Origin of the sequence: Mesorhizobium sp. B2-3-14 (assembly GCF_006442175.1) — a bacterium.
GTDB classification, from domain to species: domain Bacteria; phylum Pseudomonadota; class Alphaproteobacteria; order Rhizobiales; family Rhizobiaceae; genus Mesorhizobium; species Mesorhizobium australicum.
The window spans coordinates 71,944-88,661 of record NZ_VFVP01000005.1 but is presented as its reverse complement, the minus strand read 5'-3'; the positions used below and the strand labels follow the sequence as shown (position 1 = coordinate 88,661).

At 63.7% G+C, this 16,718-nt stretch carries 20 protein-coding genes; 9 read left to right on the top strand and 11 right to left on the bottom strand.

Features of this window, described 5'->3' with window-relative positions:
• Window positions 1-150: 150 nt before the first annotated feature.
• A complete protein-coding gene (locus FJ950_RS14925) occupies window positions 151-1,305 on the bottom strand; it encodes a PA0069 family radical SAM protein (RefSeq protein WP_041163509.1) in 1,155 nt (384 codons plus the stop codon).
• 150 nt (window positions 1,306-1,455) lie between these two features.
• Between FJ950_RS14925 and FJ950_RS14920 the strand changes: the two genes are divergently transcribed.
• Window positions 1,456-1,977, top strand: a complete 522-nt coding sequence (locus FJ950_RS14920; protein ID WP_140617326.1) for a glycosyltransferase — start codon at window positions 1,456-1,458, stop codon at window positions 1,975-1,977.
• Window positions 1,978-2,005: 28 nt separating this feature from the next.
• Here the strand turns inward: FJ950_RS14920 and moaB are convergent, their stop codons facing one another.
• The 6 genes from moaB to FJ950_RS14890 form a co-directional block, all read right to left on the bottom strand.
• A complete protein-coding gene (moaB, locus tag FJ950_RS14915) occupies window positions 2,006-2,560 on the bottom strand; it encodes a molybdenum cofactor biosynthesis protein B (protein WP_140617325.1) in 555 nt (184 codons plus the stop codon).
• On the bottom strand, window positions 2,547-3,449 hold the full coding sequence (locus tag FJ950_RS14910; protein ID WP_140617324.1) for a 4-(cytidine 5'-diphospho)-2-C-methyl-D-erythritol kinase: 903 nt from the start codon (window positions 3,447-3,449) through the stop codon (window positions 2,547-2,549). Before FJ950_RS14910 ends, moaB begins: the two co-directional genes overlap by 14 nt.
• 26 nt (window positions 3,450-3,475) lie before the next feature.
• The gene (locus tag FJ950_RS14905) at window positions 3,476-3,661 is read right to left on the bottom strand and encodes a membrane protein (protein ID WP_015318848.1); all 186 of its coding nucleotides are present in this window, start codon (window positions 3,659-3,661) and stop codon (window positions 3,476-3,478) included.
• Window positions 3,662-3,743: 82 nt separating this feature from the next.
• Window positions 3,744-4,607 (bottom strand): S49 family peptidase, encoded by an 864-nt coding sequence (locus tag FJ950_RS14900; protein WP_140617598.1) that lies wholly within the window; start codon window positions 4,605-4,607, stop codon window positions 3,744-3,746.
• A 77-nt stretch (window positions 4,608-4,684) separates the two neighbouring features.
• Complete coding sequence (locus FJ950_RS14895) at window positions 4,685-5,485, bottom strand: methyltransferase (RefSeq protein ID WP_015318846.1); 801 nt, start codon at window positions 5,483-5,485, stop codon at window positions 4,685-4,687.
• Window positions 5,485-5,709, bottom strand: coding sequence for a DUF2007 domain-containing protein (locus FJ950_RS14890; RefSeq protein WP_015318845.1), 225 nt, complete (start codon window positions 5,707-5,709; stop codon window positions 5,485-5,487). Before FJ950_RS14890 ends, FJ950_RS14895 begins: the two co-directional genes overlap by 1 nt.
• A gap of 188 nt (window positions 5,710-5,897) precedes the next feature.
• Between FJ950_RS14890 and FJ950_RS14885 the strand changes: the two genes are divergently transcribed.
• From FJ950_RS14885 to FJ950_RS14865, 5 genes are all read left to right on the top strand, one after another.
• A complete protein-coding gene (locus tag FJ950_RS14885; protein WP_015318844.1) occupies window positions 5,898-6,914 on the top strand; it encodes a polyprenyl synthetase family protein in 1,017 nt (338 codons plus the stop codon).
• Window positions 6,915-7,014: 100 nt separating this feature from the next.
• On the top strand, window positions 7,015-7,683 hold the full coding sequence (locus FJ950_RS14880) for a GntR family transcriptional regulator (protein ID WP_140617323.1): 669 nt from the start codon (window positions 7,015-7,017) through the stop codon (window positions 7,681-7,683).
• A 107-nt stretch (window positions 7,684-7,790) separates the two neighbouring features.
• Entirely contained in the window at window positions 7,791-8,384 is a 594-nt protein-coding gene (locus FJ950_RS14875) for a biotin transporter BioY (RefSeq protein ID WP_140617322.1), read from the top strand.
• A complete protein-coding gene (locus FJ950_RS14870) occupies window positions 8,381-8,830 on the top strand; it encodes a DUF1284 domain-containing protein (RefSeq protein WP_140617321.1) in 450 nt (149 codons plus the stop codon). The genes FJ950_RS14875 and FJ950_RS14870 overlap by 4 nt, the downstream gene beginning before the upstream one ends.
• A 142-nt stretch (window positions 8,831-8,972) precedes the next feature.
• A complete protein-coding gene (locus FJ950_RS14865) occupies window positions 8,973-10,748 on the top strand; it encodes a tetratricopeptide repeat protein (protein ID WP_140617320.1) in 1,776 nt (591 codons plus the stop codon).
• A 74-nt stretch (window positions 10,749-10,822) separates the two neighbouring features.
• Here FJ950_RS14865 and FJ950_RS14860 read toward each other — a convergent pair whose 3' ends face one another.
• Window positions 10,823-11,284: a GNAT family N-acetyltransferase gene (locus tag FJ950_RS14860; RefSeq protein WP_015318839.1), complete on the bottom strand. Its 462-nt coding sequence runs from the start codon at window positions 11,282-11,284 to the stop codon at window positions 10,823-10,825.
• A 196-nt stretch (window positions 11,285-11,480) separates the two neighbouring features.
• Here FJ950_RS14860 and FJ950_RS14855 point away from each other — a divergent pair, with 196 nt between their 5' ends.
• Complete coding sequence (locus FJ950_RS14855; protein WP_140617319.1) at window positions 11,481-12,425, top strand: glycine--tRNA ligase subunit alpha; 945 nt, start codon at window positions 11,481-11,483, stop codon at window positions 12,423-12,425.
• A gap of 3 nt (window positions 12,426-12,428) precedes the next feature.
• Here the strand turns inward: FJ950_RS14855 and FJ950_RS29525 are convergent, their stop codons facing one another.
• On the bottom strand, window positions 12,429-12,605 hold the full coding sequence (locus FJ950_RS29525) for a hypothetical protein (protein ID WP_181171252.1): 177 nt from the start codon (window positions 12,603-12,605) through the stop codon (window positions 12,429-12,431).
• 195 nt (window positions 12,606-12,800) lie between these two features.
• Between FJ950_RS29525 and glyS the strand changes: the two genes are divergently transcribed.
• Together glyS and FJ950_RS14845 are read left to right on the top strand one after the other, a co-directional pair.
• Window positions 12,801-15,032, top strand: coding sequence for a glycine--tRNA ligase subunit beta (gene glyS, locus FJ950_RS14850; RefSeq protein ID WP_140617318.1), 2,232 nt, complete (start codon window positions 12,801-12,803; stop codon window positions 15,030-15,032).
• A 197-nt stretch (window positions 15,033-15,229) separates the two neighbouring features.
• Entirely contained in the window at window positions 15,230-15,517 is a 288-nt protein-coding gene (locus FJ950_RS14845; protein ID WP_015318835.1) for a hypothetical protein, read from the top strand.
• A 71-nt stretch (window positions 15,518-15,588) separates the two neighbouring features.
• Here FJ950_RS14845 and FJ950_RS14840 read toward each other — a convergent pair whose 3' ends face one another.
• On the bottom strand, window positions 15,589-15,975 hold the full coding sequence (locus FJ950_RS14840; protein ID WP_140617317.1) for a hypothetical protein: 387 nt from the start codon (window positions 15,973-15,975) through the stop codon (window positions 15,589-15,591).
• Window positions 15,976-16,150: 175 nt separating this feature from the next.
• A complete protein-coding gene (locus FJ950_RS14835; RefSeq protein ID WP_246681320.1) occupies window positions 16,151-16,627 on the bottom strand; it encodes a hypothetical protein in 477 nt (158 codons plus the stop codon).
• Window positions 16,628-16,718: the final 91 nt, after the last annotated feature.

The following is a 16,718-nucleotide window of genomic DNA, read 5'->3' as shown; positions in this document are numbered from 1 at the left end:
TGCGGCGAGGTTCGCATCGGCTCCGATTCTCCGCAAGTCCCTCCGGGTCGGGTGGGGCGCCGGACCGGGAGGGCACCGTCTGCAGGCCGGGGCAGGCCGGACGGGATTTCTTTGCCACGGCGGCAATGAACAGCCGAGGCGATTTTCGGTTCAGAGCAGCATCAACTGCTCCTGGTCCTTGCCGGCAGCGACGAACTGGTCGGTCCGCAGTGTACGCCGCTCGGCATTGAGGCCGAGCCGCTTGGCGGTGATTTCGAAGCGCCGGCCGATCTGCCAGGCATAGGGCCCGGCGCCCTTCATGCGCTTGCCCCATTCCGAATCGTAGTCCTTGCCGTCGCGCATCGAACGGACCAGCGACATGACGTGGCGGTAGCGGTCGGGATAGTGGCGCAGCAGCCAATCCTTGAAGATCGGGCTGACCTCCAGCGGCAGGCGCAGCACCACATAGCCGGCTTCGCGCGCCCCGGCATGGTGCGCCGAGTCGAGGATGCGTTCCATCTCCTGGTCGGTCAGGCCCGGAATGATCGGCGCCACCATCACCGAAGCGGGGATACCGGCATCCGAAAGCTGCCTGATCGCCTCCAGCCGCTTGGTCGGCGTCGATGCCCGAGGTTCCATCGTCCTGGCCAGCATGCGGTCAAGCGTCGTCACCGACAGCGCCACCTTGGCCAAGCCCCGCTCCGCCATGCGCGACAGAATGTCGATGTCGCGCACGACCAGGGCTGACTTGGTGACGATGCCGACCGGGTGGCCGCGCGCCTCCAGCACTTCGAGGATTTCGCGCATGATCCGGTACTGCTTCTCGATCGGCTGGTAGGGATCGGTGTTGGTGCCGATGGCGATGGTGCGCGGCTGGTAGCCATCCTTTGACAATTCCTTGTCGAGCAGGCGTGCCGCGTCGGGCTTGGCGAACAGCTTGGATTCGAAGTCCAGGCCCGGCGACAGGCCCATGAACGAGTGTGTCGGCCGCGCGAAGCAATAGACGCAACCGTGCTCGCAGCCGCGATAGGGATTGATCGACCGGTCGAAGGAGATGTCGGGCGATTCGTTGCGGGTGATGATGGTGCGCGGCTTTTCCACCTGCACCTCGGTCTTAAAGGGAGGAAGTTCCTCCAGCGAACTCCAGCCGTCGTCGAAGACATGCCGGCTGACAGGTTCGAACCGGCCGGACGGATTGATGCCTGCCGACCGGCCGCGGTTGCGGTCCGGACGGACCCGCATGCCGCTCTGCTCGATCATCGCGTTGGCCATTTCGGCTCGCCCTGCTCCGAAGGCTGCAATGTCGGCGCGCATGATCGGTTCCATCTTCGCCCGCTCCCAGGGACTGTCCATGTTGTGTCGAATCGCTCTGCTCATGAAACTATTCCTATTTTGTCGATGAGAACAAATCAAGAACTTTCTATGGTGCGCTGCAAAAACTGGCGCCGACCAACGCTTTCCGCTATTCGGCTAACCATGCTCAGTGTTCTGATTGAAACGCACAATGACGAGGAGGGGCTCGCCCGTACGCTGGCGACGCTGATTGGCGGCGCGGTCGAGGGCGTGGTGCGCGAGGTTGTCGTCTGCGACACGGGCTCCAGCGACCAGACGCATCGCGTCGCCGAGCATGCCGGCTGCCACTATGTGGGGAGCGGGGGCATCGCCGCCGGCATCCGCCAGGCCAAGGGTGACTGGCTGCTGTTTCTCGAACCGGGTGCGAGGCTGGTGGAGGGCTGGATCGACGCCGTCGTCGCCCATACGGCCAGGCAGACAATAGCGGCCCGGTTCTCGCGGGCGCGGGGCAGCCGTCCACCGTTCCTGGCCCGGGTCTTTTCGGCAAACCGCGCGCTCGCCGACGGACTAGTGATCAGCAAGCGACAGGCGGCGTCGCTGTCCAAGAATGACGGCACCGCCGAGGCCTTAGCGCGCGGGCTGGCGACCAGGCGGCTCGACGCCGAAATCTGGCCAGCGCAGCCGAAGCACCGCTCTCGGGGGTGATTTTTGCAACGGCTCTGCGTGGCGTTGCTTACGACGCCGATTTGCCGCGCCGCAGATGTTCGTCCAGGCGCGGCATGATCTCGACGAAGTTACAGGGCATGTGCCGGTAATCGAGCTGTGGCTCGAGGATACCGTCCCAGGCGTCCTTGCAGGCGCCGGGCGAGCCCGGCAGCACGAAGACGAAAGTGGCGTTGACGACACCGCCGGTCGCCCGGCTCTGGATCGTCGAGGTGCCGATCTTGTCATAGGAAATGCGGTGGAACACTTCCGAAAAGCCGTCCATGCGCTTTTCGAAGATCGGCTCCAGCGCCTCGGGCGACACATCGCGTCCGGTAAAACCGGTACCGCCAGTGGTGATCACGACGTCGACGGCCTTGTCCCGCGACCACGCCAGAACGGCGTCGCGGATTTTTTCGCGGTCGTCGGTGACGATATCGCGGGCGGCCAGGATGTGGCCGGCCTTGGTAATGCGATCGGCCAGTGTCTGGCCAGATTTGTCGTCGGCCAGGCTGCGTGTGTCGGAAACAGTCAGCACCGCGATGCGCACCGGAATGAAGGCACGGCTCTCGTCAATTCTGGCCATCTCGCCCAGCCTCCGACGCCATGCTGCGCGTTGCCGCGACGAACCAGTCGGGCTGGCGGCTGCGGATCTCGGCCGCCGCGCGCTTGGCGACATTGCCGGTCTCGAACAGGCCGAAGCACGTCGCGCCCGACCCGGACATTCGTGAAAAGCCAGATCCGGCCTTATCAAGCCATGAAAGCGCCCTGCCTATGGCGGGCTGCATCGCAAGGGCTGGCCGCTCGAGATCGTTGCAGGTGATTTCCAGCCAGTTGCGCAGGCTGTGAAAATCGATGCTGCGCGGCAGCGGCGGCAGCGGCTCATTATCGCGACGGGAGAGTGCGGCGAAGATTTCCGTCGTCGAGACCGGCACGCCCGGGTTGACCAGCACGAGACCCAGTGCTGAAAAATCCGGCACCATCGACAGTTCCTCACCGATGCCGCGCGCGACCAGCGGCTTTGCCGCCAGGCACATCGGCACATCGGCGCCAAGCGAAAGACCGATCCGCGCCAGCTCGGCGCTGTCGAGCTCCAGCCCCCAGCTCTCGGTCAGCCCGCGCAGCACGGCCGCCGCGTCGCTCGACCCTCCGCCCACGCCGGATGCGACCGGAAGGTTCTTTTCGAGCCTGATGCTTACCGGCGGCGTGCTCCGAACGCCGGCGGCCTGCCGCAGGGCGTCGCGGCCCTTCAGCACAAGATTGCCGCCATCGAGCGGTACGTCCGCCGCATAGCGGCCGGACACGCTGAACTCATCGGCGTCGGCCGGCGCGATCTCGATCCTGTCGCCAAAGCGCGTGAACACAGCCAGGCTTTCGATGAGATGATAGCCGTCGGCGCGCCTGCCGGTGACGTGCAAAGCTAGGTTTATCTTGGCGGGTGCGGCCCATGTCCGGGCACGCTGACCGGATTCCACAGTCTCGATTGCGAGTGAAATGAGGGTCAGTCCTTGGCCAGCCGGTATTCGCCGGTCTGCGGATCCTTGACCAGCGTTCCCATCGCGCCGTTGGCCGCCTGTTTTTCGGTGCGCCGCACCTTGGCCGTCACGCGTTCAGCCTCGCGCACGAAGGTGCGGTAACCGAAATAGGCGGCGACGCCGACGACGGCGAAAAAAATGAGCTGCGGCATGTCAAACTCCTACCACGCTGGGCCGGTAAGACCGGCCGGTCGGGTCTTTCGGGCAACCATGCTAGACGCTTTCATGGCTTTTTCAAAGCCCGAAGCGCGCCCACGATGCGCGCTCTTCCGCCGCATCGATGACGCCGCTGGCGGCAACTGCGGCGATATCGGGTGCCGAAAAGCCCTTGCTCGAGCCGAACAGGCCAAAGCGGCCGAACAAACCGCGCGGCGCCGCCACCAGCCTGAGCTGGGTCTTCGGCCCGAAGCGGGTCTTCAGCACCGTGCGCATGTCGCCCAGCGCATCGACGAGGCCGAGCTCCAGGCCTCGCTTGCCGGTCCAGAACAGCCCGGTGAACAGGTCCGGATCGTCCGCCAGCTTCGTACCGCGGCGCTCCTTGACCAGATCGATGAAGGTCTCGTGCACTTCGAGCTGCAGCACCTTGAGCCGCTCGACGTCTTCCTTCTTCTCGGGCTTGAACGGATCGAGCACCGCCTTGTTCTGGCCGGCGGTGTGGACACGGCGCTCGACGCCGATCTTCTTCATCAGTTCCGGGAAACCGAACGAGGCCGACACCACGCCGATCGAGCCGACGATGGAGGAGGGATCGGCGAAGATCTCGTCGCCGGCGACCGCGATCATGTAGCCGCCGGACGCCGCGACATCCTCGACGAAGACCAGGACCTTTTTATTCTTCTCGACCGCAAGGTCGCGGATGCGCTTGAAGATCAGCCGTGACTGCACCGGCGAGCCGCCCGGCGAATTGATCGAGATCGCGACCGCCGGCGCCTCGAAGGAAAACGCCTTTTCGATCAGTCCGGCGGTGGAAGCAAGCGACAGGCTCGGCCGGAACTGGCCTCCGCCGGCCATGATGGTGCCGTGCAGTCGGATGACCGGAACGGTGACGACGGAGGAGCGCCAGGACTTCGGCAGCAGGCGGTTGAAAAGACGTTTCACGATGGCGTGGTCTCCGGCGATGGTTGCAGGCATGTAGGGATTTCCCGGCCAACGGCAATGTGTAGGCCGCCAACAGCTCAGTCTCCGAACAGCGAGGCGAGCCCGTTGGTGATCATTTCGCTGCGCTCGTCGGGGCCGTTGCCCGATCGCGCGTGAAGCATCAGGGGCGGACGGATGGCGAGCTTTCCTCGTGCCCCAAGTGCTGCCCGCACGATAATGCGGATTGCGGCCGCGTCCGGGCGAGGGTGCACGGCGAGCATCTCGGCTTCGCCGAAGCGGCCTGAAATCGCGTCGAGAATGGCGCCGAGCTGTTCGGGCCGGGCGATGACGGCAAGCCCGCCGCGCGGCCTGACAACCGCCGCCGCACTGCGGATCCAGCTTTCGAACAGTCCGTCCTCCATGACATGCGCTTCCTTTCTTAGCGGCTCGGGAGTGGCGCGGTCCCGTGCGGCGTTGAAAGGCGGGTTCATGATGACGAAGTCGAAATCATTGTCGGCAAGGCCGGTGGCGGCCCGGGCGCGGCCCGACACGGTGACATCGGCGACGAGCACGGCAGCGCGATCGCTGAGGTGCGCGTTGCCCGGATGGGCAAGCGTGGCTGCCGCGAAGGCCGCCATCTCAGGCGCGCGTTCGACCAGCACAGCCTGGGCACCCGGACAGCGCGACAGCACCGCAAGACCGGCAGCACCGGCGCCGGCCCCGAAATCGGCGAGCCGTCCGCCAAACGAGGACGGTACGGATGCGGCCAGCATCATTGCATCCATCCCGGCTCGATGGCCGCCATGCTTGGGCTGCACGAGCCAGAACCGGCCGCGGTGGAACGCGTCGACCGTGTGGGCCGGCGTATCCGGGACAAGGGCGGCTGGCGCGGCCGACATTATTTCCCCCGGATCTCGTTGGCGATGCCGGCATCGGTCAGGATGCGGCGCGCGGCGTCGGCCTGGTCGGCATCCACCATGACGCGTCGCGGCAGGATACCAAGCGAGCCGTCGAGCACGCTCATGTTCTGGTCGGCGACGAAGCAGCCGATCCCGGCATCGCGCATCAGCGATTCGACAAAGGAGATGATGACGGCGTCGTTGGTGCGGATGAGCTCTATCATCGCAAGAAACTCGCAGGTTGCGGCGTGCATGTAAACGTGCGGCCGCATTCCCGCATTTCCCGGCGTTGACACGCTGTCGCCGCCGCCGCGCCAATTCGCCACTTGCCGTGGCCGTGCCAGCGGCCCTAGAGTCTTGTCGGGACTAAGGGTGCCGTCGCACGCGTTATACCAAGACGGGAGTGATTGTCGTGGGTGTCGTTCTCAACATCGAAAACGGGAAGCGGGAGCCCGCCTCCATCAAGGATCTCATCGATCTGACTGCTGCCGATATGGGACGTGTCAACGAGCTGATCCTGTCCAAGGCCGGCTCCGACGTCGAGATGATCCCCGAGGTCGCCAATCACCTGATCTCGTCCGGCGGCAAGCGGCTCAGGCCAATGCTGACGCTGGCTGCGGCGCAGATGTTCGGCTATGCCGGCGAGGGCCACGTCAAGCTCGCCACTTCGGTCGAATTCATGCATACGGCCACGCTTCTGCATGACGACGTGGTCGATGAAAGCGGCATGCGGCGCGGCAAGAAGACCGCCCGCATGATCTGGGGCAACCAGGCCAGCGTGCTGGTCGGCGACTTCCTGCTCGGCCAGGCCTTCCGCATGATGGTCGATGTCGGCTCGCTCGAAGCGCTCGACATCCTGTCCAGCGCAGCCTCGATTATCGCCGAGGGCGAGGTCATGCAGCTGGCCGCCGCCAAGAACCTCGAAACCACCGAGGACGAGCATTTCGCCGTCATCAAGGCCAAGACCGCCGCGCTGTTTTCGGCCGCCGCCGAGGTTGGCCCGGTCATCGCCCAGGCGACCCGCAACGACCGTGCGGCGCTGCGTTCCTACGGCATGAATCTCGGCCTTGCCTTCCAGCTGATCGATGATGCGCTGGACTATGGCGGCACCAGCAAGGATCTGGGCAAGAATGTCGGCGACGATTTCCGCGAGGGCAAGGTGACCTTGCCGGTCATCCTCGCCTACCGGCGCGGCAGCAAGGCCGAACGCACCTTTTGGAAGCGCGCCATCGAGGACAATGTCACCGACGACGCCGGGCTGGAAAAGGCGATCGGCCTGATGACCCGCCACGGCGCCATTGCCGACACGATCGGGCGCGCTCGCCATTTCGGCGAGATCGCCCGCGACGCGCTGGCGCCGCTGGAAGAGACGCCGCAGAAATCGGCGCTGATCGACGTCATCGACTTCTGCATCAGCCGCGTGAACTGAGCGCCTGACGGCTTGCTACCGGCGGCCGTCAGTGAAAAGACGCCTGTGAATTCGCCCTGCCGTCTCGACAAGCCGCACCACCGCAAATTATCTATAAAACATGGCTAAGGGCACTGACGACACCATCGCCGTCCGCATCGGCAAGGTTTTGGCGGATCGCATCATCTCCGGCGCGATCGAGCCGGGGGCGAGGTTGCGGCAGGATCATGTCGCCGAGGAATTCAATACCAGCCACGTTCCCGTGCGCGAGGCCTTTCGCCGCCTCGAGGCGCAGGGCCTTGCCGTGAGTGAGCCGCGCCGTGGCGTGCGTGTAGCTGCCTTCGATCTGGGCGAGGTCAAGGAGGTCGCCGAGATGCGAGCCGCACTCGAAGTGCTGGCACTGCGCCAAGCCGCGCCGCATCTGACCTCGGCCATTCTCGACCAGGCCGAGGAGGCGACAAAAGCCGGCGACAAATCCCATGACGTCAGGTCGTGGGAGGAGGCCAATCGCGCCTTTCACCGGCTGATCCTGACGCCCTGCGGCATGCCCCGCCTGCTTGCCACCATAGACGACCTGCACGCGGCAAGCGCGCGCTTCCTGTTCGCGGCTTGGCGCTCGGAGTGGGAGACGCGCACCGACCAGGACCACCGGGCGATCCTCACCGCCTTGCGGCAGGGAAACACCGAATCGGCCGCGGCAACATTGGGACGGCATGTCCAATGGATTGGCCGCAAGCCGGTCAAGACAGCCTCCGGCGCCACGCGCGAAGCTTTCGCGATCGTGGGTTGAACGATCTTTTCCCAAGCCCAGGCTTGCTATCGCTCCAGAAATGTGGATTCGATAATAGATCGAAAACAGAAATTATCTATAATTTCGGATCGACCGAAGGGAAGCCTATGACCAACCTCGCATTCTCGTCCGCCAGACCGTCCTTCAGCCCGCTGCGTCTCCAGCAGCGATCGCTCGGTTGGCAAGCCGGCGCCGTCGTGCTCGGCACGCTGTTGCTGGCGCTGTCCTCCTACATCGAGGTTCCGATGGTGCCAGTTCCGGTGACCATGCAGACCTTCGCCGTGACGCTGATTGGCGCACTCTATGGCTGGCGGCTTGGCGCGGTGACGATCGCCGCATGGCTGGTCGAAGGTGCTGTCGGCTTTCCGATCCTGGCCGGCGGCGCTGCCGGCATTCAGCATTTCGTCGGCCCGACGGGTGGCTATCTCTTTGCCTTTCCTGTCACCGGCGCGCTGGTCGGCTGGTTGGCCGAGCGCGGCTGGAACGGCAACAGGGTTTTGCTTGCCTTCGCCGCCATGCTGCTCGGCAATCTTGCCTGCCTGGCTCTCGGCACAGCCTGGCTTGCCGTCATGATCGGCGCCGAGAAGGCCATCACCTTCGGCTTCGTGCCGTTCATCGTCGGCGGGTTGCTGAAATCGGCGCTTGGCGCCGCGACGCTGATGGCGCTCCCGCGCGGCAAGATGAACTTGCCGAAGCCGTGACGGTCAGGCTGCGCGCCCACCATCTCCTTTGCCTGCTCACCTATGTGGGCAAGGGATACAGCCCCGCTTTCACCGCCAATTATGACGGAATCGCGGAGCGCTTGAGCCGGGGCGAAGACATCCTCCTCGTTTCCGGACCAGACGACATCTGCGCTCCGTTGCTTGGCGAGCCGGAACCGCACTGCTTGCGTGACGGCGCGGCCGGGCGGGACCGGCAGGCCGCGGAAGACGTGGAAGCGCTGCTGGCTCGGCCGATCCGGGACGGCATCCGCGTCGATCTCGATGCCGCCATCCTGACAAGGCTGCGGCAGGCGTTTTCGACCGGCCACGTGCGCAAGGCGTGCGGCGGCTGCGAATGGAGCGGGCTGTGCGGCGCGGTGGCAAGCGGCGGCTATCGCGATGCGCGGCTGCGGCGGCCTGTTGACGCGCAAAACCGTCCCATTTAGCCATGGTTTGTTAATCGGGTGACCCGATTGTGAATTTCAGGCGGATTGAAGCGCGACCCCAAAAAGGCCATGCTTTGCCTGGAAAGATCGAGTCTGGGTCGATCCGCTGACGCGGAGATGGCGCCTGGCTGAAAGGGATATGATGCAGCAAGGACGTGCGCGCTGGCTGACAAGGCTGGCAATTGTGACGGGCATGGCGATTTCGGCATTGCCGGCCTATGCCAAGCAATCCACCGAACCGGTCAAGATCTCGTCATTCTCGGGCGCCTATCTGGCTGCCAGGATCGCCGAGGGCGACAACGACCTCGACAGCGCCATCGCCTATTACAAGCAAGCCCTGGCCTTCAATCCTGGTGACACAGCCCTGCAGCAGAGCCTGATGCTGTCGCTGATCGCTCAAGGCCGCTTCGACGAATCGCTGGTCTATGCCGACAAGCTCAAGGAAGTGCCCGATGTCGAACGCTTCTCGCGCCTGGCGCTGGCGGTCGACACCTTCCACAAGAAGGATTTCACCAAGGCACAGTACTGGCTCAAGCTGTCGCTGGAATCCGATCTCGATCGGCTGATCTCCGGCGTCATGTCCGGCTGGGCCGAGCAAGGTGCCGGCCAGGCCAGCGAAGCGATGGTTTCTATCGACAAGCTGCAGGGGCCGGACTGGTTCGGCCTGTTCAAATCCTTCCACCGCGCCCTGATCGCCGATGCGTCTGGTATGCCTGAAAAGGCCGAGGCTATCTATGCCGCGACGATGCAGGACACCACCGCCGGCGGTGCGGCGCCTGAAACCTGGATGCGCAATGCGCAGGCCTATGCCTCGTTCCTGGCCCGTAAGGGCGACAAGGCCAAGGCGATGTCGGTTCTCGACCAGGCCGAGGCGTTCTCGCCGGGCAAGCTGGAAATCGTCGCCTTGCGCGACAGGATCAGCAAGGGCGACAAGATCGCGCCCTTCGTGTCCGGTCCGTCCGACGGTGCTTCCGAAATCCTGCTCGATCTTGCCACCGCGCTCAACCGTGGCGGCGGCGAGCCATTCGTGCGCCTTTATTTGCAATATGCCTTGGCCCTGAAGCCCGACAGCGACGCTGCCCTCGTGCAGCTCGCCGCCGTGGCCGAACAGCTGAAGAACGGCGAGGGCGCCATCGCACTCTATCGGCGCATCCCCGACTCTTCGCCACTGAAGGAGATTTCGGACCTGCAGCTTGGCCTCAACCTTGCCGATCTCGACCGCCATGACGAGGCGATCACGCATTTGAAGGCCTTCGTCGAAGCTCATCCAAACGACATGCGCGCCTATCTGGCGCTCGGCGGTGTCTACTCCTCGAAGGAGGATTTCCGCTCCGCCGCCAATCTCTACGACAAGGCCGTCGAGGTGCTGAAGACACCGACCGCCGCCAATTGGAACATCTTCTACCAGCGCGGCATCGCCTATGAGCGGCTGAAGGAATGGCCAAAGGCCGAGCCGAATTTCCGCAAGGCCCTGGAATTGCAGCCAGACCAGCCGCAGGTGCTGAACTATCTCGGCTATTCCTGGGTCGACATGAACACCAACCTGAAGGAAGGGCTGGAGATGATCCAGAAGGCCGTCGATCTCAAGCCGAGCGACGGCTACATCGTCGATTCCCTGGGTTGGGCTTATTTCCGCCTCGGCCGGTTCGATGACGCGGTGCGCGAGATGGAACGCGCGGTCTCGCTGAAGCCGGAAGATCCGGTTCTGAACGACCATCTCGGCGATGCCTACTGGCGCGTCGGCCGCAAGCTGGAAGCCACCTTCCAATGGAACCAGGCCCGCGACCTGAAGCCGGATCCCGACGTGCTTGCCTCCTTGCAACAGAAGCTGATGAAGGGCCTGCCGCCGATCGAGTCCAACACGGCGCAGGAAACCCCGAAGGTCAAGCCGGAGCCGGTTCCCGCCCCGAAGGGGTGAAACGCCTTTTTGGAATCCGAACGGGGCTCTCGGAGCCCCGTTTTCGTTTTGATGTCCGTCTGCTCAGAACGCGCTCAGAACATCTTTCGATAGACGACGAAGCCAGAGCGTTCGCCGACCTTGTCATAAAGCTTCATCGCCGCGTGATTGGTTTCATGCGTCAGCCAGTATACTCGGCCGGAACCGGCCACCTGGGCGCGCTCGTAGACGCCTTCGATCAGCGCCCGGCCGACGCCTTTGCCGCGCGAGGCTTCGTTGGTGAAAAGATCCTGCAGATAGCAGTTCGGCGCGATTGCCGTCGTGCTGCGGTGGAACAGGTAGTGGACGAGGCCAAGCAACTCGCCTTCGTTTTCCGCGACCAGCGCATGCACTGGCTCATAGGCGTCGAAGAAGCGGGACCACGTCATTGCCGTGATGTCGCTTGCCAGCGCCGTCTCGCCCGAACGGCCATAGAAAGCGTTGTAGCCGTCCCACAGCGGCAGCCATCGGTCGAAATCCTGGCGCGTGACGGGGCGGATGGTGACGGGGTTGGACATGGCTTGACCTGTCGTCGTTGACATGGGTGATACAGGGCTTCGAAGAGAGCGCAGGTCGCCACGTCCGGCAATGGGCCAGCCGCTCGCAAAGCTTTCGACCGGTCCTGCAAAGGTCGCGGGCGCGCGCCTTGCTTGACGCTTCGCCGCCGTGTCTCTAGGACGTGGCCGCAAGCTAGCCTGTGTCGCCGAGGCCACCGTGACGATTGAAATCCCAGCCCATATGCATCCCAGCCGCTCATTCCAGGGGCTGATCCTCACTTTGCACAATTACTGGGCGGCTTATGGCTGCGTCATCCTCCAGCCCTATGACATGGAGGTCGGCGCCGGCACCTTTCACCCGGCAACGACGTTGCGCGCGCTAGGGCCCAGGGGCTGGAACGCCGCCTACGTCCAGCCTTCGCGCCGTCCCAAGGACGGCCGCTATGGCGAGAATCCCAACCGGCTGCAGCACTACTACCAGTACCAGGTGATCCTGAAGCCCAATCCACCGAACCTGCAGGAGCTTTACCTCGGCTCGCTTGCGGCGATCGGCGTCGATCCTCTGCTGCACGACATACGCTTCGTCGAGGACGATTGGGAAAGCCCGACTTTGGGCGCCTGGGGGCTTGGCTGGGAATGCTGGTGCGACGGCATGGAGGTGTCGCAGTTTACCTATTTCCAGCAGGTCTGCGGCATCGAATGCGCGCCGGTGGCGGGGGAACTCACCTACGGCCTGGAGCGCCTGGCCATGTATGTGCAGGGCGTCGACAATGTCTACGACCTCAACTTCAACGGCCGCGAGGGCGCCGACAAGGTGACCTATGGGGATGTGTTCCTGCAGGCCGAGCAGGAATATTCGCGCCACAATTTCGAATACGCCGACACGGCGATGCTGCTCAGGCATTTCGAGGACGCCGAGGCCGAGTGCAAGGCGCTGCTCGAGGCCGGCGCGCCGGCCTCGAACGACAATCTGCCGATGCACAAGATGGTCTTCCCGGCCTATGACCAGTGCATCAAGGCCAGCCATGTCTTCAATTTGCTGGACGCGCGTGGCGTGATCTCTGTCACCGAGCGCCAGAGCTACATCCTGCGCGTGCGCAATCTGGCGAAGGCCTGCGGCGAGGCGTTCTTGAAGACGCAGGCCGGTGGATTGGCGGCCTGAGCCTCAAGCGTCCTCGATCATTCCGAGGGAAGCATTGATCGGCGGCAAGATCTGGCCGCTCTGGCCAGCCATTGTCCGTAGCGCCTGCCGCACGCCCGGCATCGAGAAGGCGCCGTGGGCCTGCGCGGTGAAGCAGGCGCTGAGCGCAAGGATCTGAAGAAGTCTGGATGCCGTTTTCATCGTCGTTCAGCCAATAGTTCCCTGCCTGAGCGTGGGTCGCTTCAGCGCAGCTTTCGGTTCATGGAAATCTTTGATCCAAGGACGGGCGGGTTCGGCTCGTCCCGACAGAGTGGCCAAAATTTCTGGAAAGGGTGACAGCGGCCAGCCGAGTTGCTATGCCCCGCCCGGACCACTCTCCCGTATGAGCTGACCCCGATGCCTGACCTGCTTCTTGAACTTCGTTCCGAGGAAATTCCTGCCCGCATGCAGCGCAAGGCGGCGGGCGATTTGAAGAAGATGCTCACCGACGGCCTGGTCGAGGCGGGTCTCACCTATGAGGCGGCGCGTGAGTATTGGACGCCCCGGCGCCTTACGCTCGATATACGCGGGCTCACCGCGCGCTCAAAAGACATTCACGAGGAAATCAAGGGTCCGTCGACATCGGCGCCAGAACAGGCGGTCCAGGGCTTCCTGCGCAAGGCCGGCCTGTCTTCGATCGCCGAGGCGCATGTCCATTCCGACCCGAAGAAGGGCGACTTCTACGTCGCCCATATTTCGAAGCCGGGCAGGGCGGCCGAAGAGATCATCGCTGGACTGGTGCCTGACATTATCCGCGATTTTCCGTGGCCGAAGTCGATGCGCTGGGGACCGGCCTCGGCCAAACCGGGCTCGCTGCGCTGGGTGCGCCCGCTGCAGTCGATCCTGTGCACCTTCGGCCCCGAGACCGAGGAGCCGGTGGTGGTCGATTTCGAGATCGACGGCATCCGTTCGGGCAACATCACCTACGGCCACCGTTTCCTCGCGCCCGGCGAAATCACCGTGCGCCGCTTCGACGATTATGTGGGCAAGCTGGAGGCGGGCAAGGTCGTGCTCGACGCCGACCGTCGCAAGGAGATCATCCTCGCCGACGCCCGCAACCTCGCCTTCGCCAACGGGCTCGACCTGGTCGAGGATGAGGGGCTGCTTGAAGAAGTGTCCGGGCTGGTCGAGTGGCCTGTCGTGCTGATGGGCGAGTTCGAGCAGGCTTTCCTTGCCATTCCGGCGGAAGTGATCCGGTTGACCATCCGCGCCAACCAGAAGTGTTTTGTCACGCGGCCGCAGGGGGAAAGCGAGGCGCTTTCCAACCGCTTCATCCTCACCGCCAACATCGAGGCGAAGGACGGCGGCAAGGAGATCGCCCACGGCAACGGCAAGGTGGTGCGCGCCCGCCTGTCCGACGCGCTTTATTTCTGGACTACCGACCAGGGCGATTTGCCGGACCTTGACCAACTCCAGGCATCGGCCGAGAAGTTCGGGCTCGATCTGAAAAAGCCGCTCGACCAGCGCATGGCGCGGCTCGACCATCTCAATGTGACCTTCCATGCCAAGCTTGGCACGCAGGGCGAGCGGGTGCAGCGGATCAGGGAACTGGCCGAACAGCTAGCACCGATTGTCGGTGCCGATCCCGCCCTCGCAAGTCGTGCTGCTGTTCTCGCCAAGGCCGATCTCACCACTGAAGTCGTCGGCGAGTTTCCCGAATTGCAGGGCGCGATGGGCCGCAAATATGCACTGCTGCAGGGCGAGCATCCATCCGTGGCCGCGGCCGTCGAGGAACACTACAAGCCGCAAGGGCCGTCCGATTATGTGCCGAGCGATCCAGTGTCGGTCGCCGTGGCGCTCGCCGACAAGCTTGATACGCTGGTTGGTTTCTGGATCATCGATGAAAAGCCGACTGGGTCGAAGGACCCCTACGCATTGCGCAGAGCCGCGCTTGGGATGGTGAGGCTGACTCTGGAGAATGGAACACCGCTATCGCTTCTTTCCACCATGGCCAAACATCGAAAGACCACTGTTGACCAGATTGATAAAAGGCAAGCCAGGGAGCAGGCCGAGTCAGGCGGCGACCATGCGCACGGGCGCGGGCAAGTCGGCGACGGGAAGTCCGTGGATCGAGACCTCCTCGCCTTCTTCCACGACCGCCTGAAAGTCTACCTTCGCGACCAGGGCGCCCGGCACGATCTCATCGACGCGGTGATCACGCCTCAATCCGATGACCTGCTGCAGATCGTGCGCCGCGTCGAGGCGCTTGGCTCTTTCCTTGACACCGAGGACGGCAAGAATTTGCTCGCCGGCACCAAGCGTGCCGCCAACATTCTGGCCGCCGAGGAGAAGAAGAAAACGGCCGTCGCCGAAACCGTTGAGCCGGCGTTGTTCCGGCAAGATGCGGAGAAGTCGCTGTTTGCCGCGGTGAATCAGGCCGAGAAGCAAGCCGGCGAAGCAATTCAAAACCAAGACTTTTCGGCTGCCATGCTGGCGCTTAGCGTGTTGCGTGAACCCGTTGATTCCTTCTTTGAGCATGTTCTCGTAAATGATGAGGACCTGTCCGTGCGTGCCAACCGACTGGCGCTGCTCGCGCGCATTCGAACGGCTACCGGTCAGGTCGCGGATTTCTCGAAAATCGCTGGTTGAGAAGCACTTTTCGAAAAGTCGGCACCGATTTTCTCGGACAAACGGTTTCCGTTTGTCCTGAGATCACGCCGGGATAGAGGGGCCGCAGGCCCCGGGAAAAATATGTTCCGGCCGGCCCTTCGAGCCGGCTTACAGTCATATGAGGATGATCTCTCCGTGGCAAAAGGGGCGTGTTCCCCATCCCAACGGAGGCTTCCATGAATTCCGATCACGAAATCGAAGTGACAGAAGAAACCTCGGCTCCTGCCGAGCCGCTTGAATCCGCTTCCGAAACCGCCCTCGATCACGCCGCTGCGATCACGGTCGAAGCCGCTGATCTGTCTGACGAAGACGGAGATGGCGATGACGAGGAAGGCGACGATGAAGACGGCGAAGAGTCTGACGAAGACGACGCCGATGACACCGTGAAGGCCGAAGGCGATGACGCCGAAGAATCCGAAGACGGCGAGTCCGAAGACGACGACGACAAGGAAGAAGCAGCCTGATTTTCAGTTAACAGGTTCTCGAGGGCGGCGCTTTCGCGCCGCCCTTCCGCCGTCTTCCCAAATTGATTTGATCAGTTCTCCAGGATGCTGACGCGCACGCTGTTTTCAAAGACGTCGACCTGGATCAGCGGCTCGCCATTGACGATGGCGCGCTTGGTCGAGGAACTCATCGCGCCGGGGCGCTCCAGCATGCGCTGCAGGTCGGCGCGCTGGTCGTTGGTCCTGAACCAGGCGTCGCCCTCGTCGTCGCCGTCGCGGCGATGGAATTTGTGCCAGTTGGCGCGGTCTTGCCGCACCATCTGCGCGGCGCCATCCAGCGCATAGCCGTCGCTCGCCTGGTGGTCGCGATCGGAAATGCGCGCGACATAGGATCCCAGCATGTCGTCCGCTTGGGCCACGCCACCAAGCAATGACGCCAACAGAAGCCCTGCCACGGTAACGGTCTTCGAATTTTTCATGAGCAACCCCCTCTGCCTTGAACGATGCAATTGCGTCCGCTGGAGCCACTTGGCGAAAATCAGCCGCAGGGCCGCCGGCAAGATACTCTAGACGAAATTCGCCGGACAGTGGTGCGCAGGACGCCAGACCGCCGTCAAGCGGCCGAGCATTTTGCCCGTCCGGTTTGCGTGGTCGCTACTTGACCTTGCCGGCTCCTGAAGCAGGCTGGTGGGCTGGCGGTGGCGGCGCGGCTGCCGCCGGTGCCGCTGCTTTCCCGTGCGCTGCCGGCGCGGGGGCTGCCGAGGCTGTCGCCGTGGCGGGGGCGGTTGGGGTGGCTGGGGCCGTTGCCGCGGCCGGCGCCTTGGCCTGCATGGGTGTCGAGAAAGCGTCGCCGACGACGCCGCCCCTAATGATCATCGGGCTCTGCGCGAAGGAGTGCCTCGCCTCGGCCTTGCCGGGGATTGCCGCGACCTTTTCGTAGGTGACGTCAGGCTCGCCAAGCACAACGACGGACACAACATCGCTCGCCTTGCCGTCGGCCGCCTTCAGCGCAAGGATGGAGGGTGTCGAGGCCGGCGCACCGGGAAAGACCAGCGACGAGGCCTGAGCCCCGCCACCCATTGAGGCCAAAGTGATGGCAAGCGCTCCCCAGATACGAACAGACACCGACATAGCTCCCATTGCCCAGAAGCCGCACGATAGTACTCGGCGATTGATGCCGGCTTTCGTGGAAAGATAGCATTTTAGGAATTGATGAATTGCC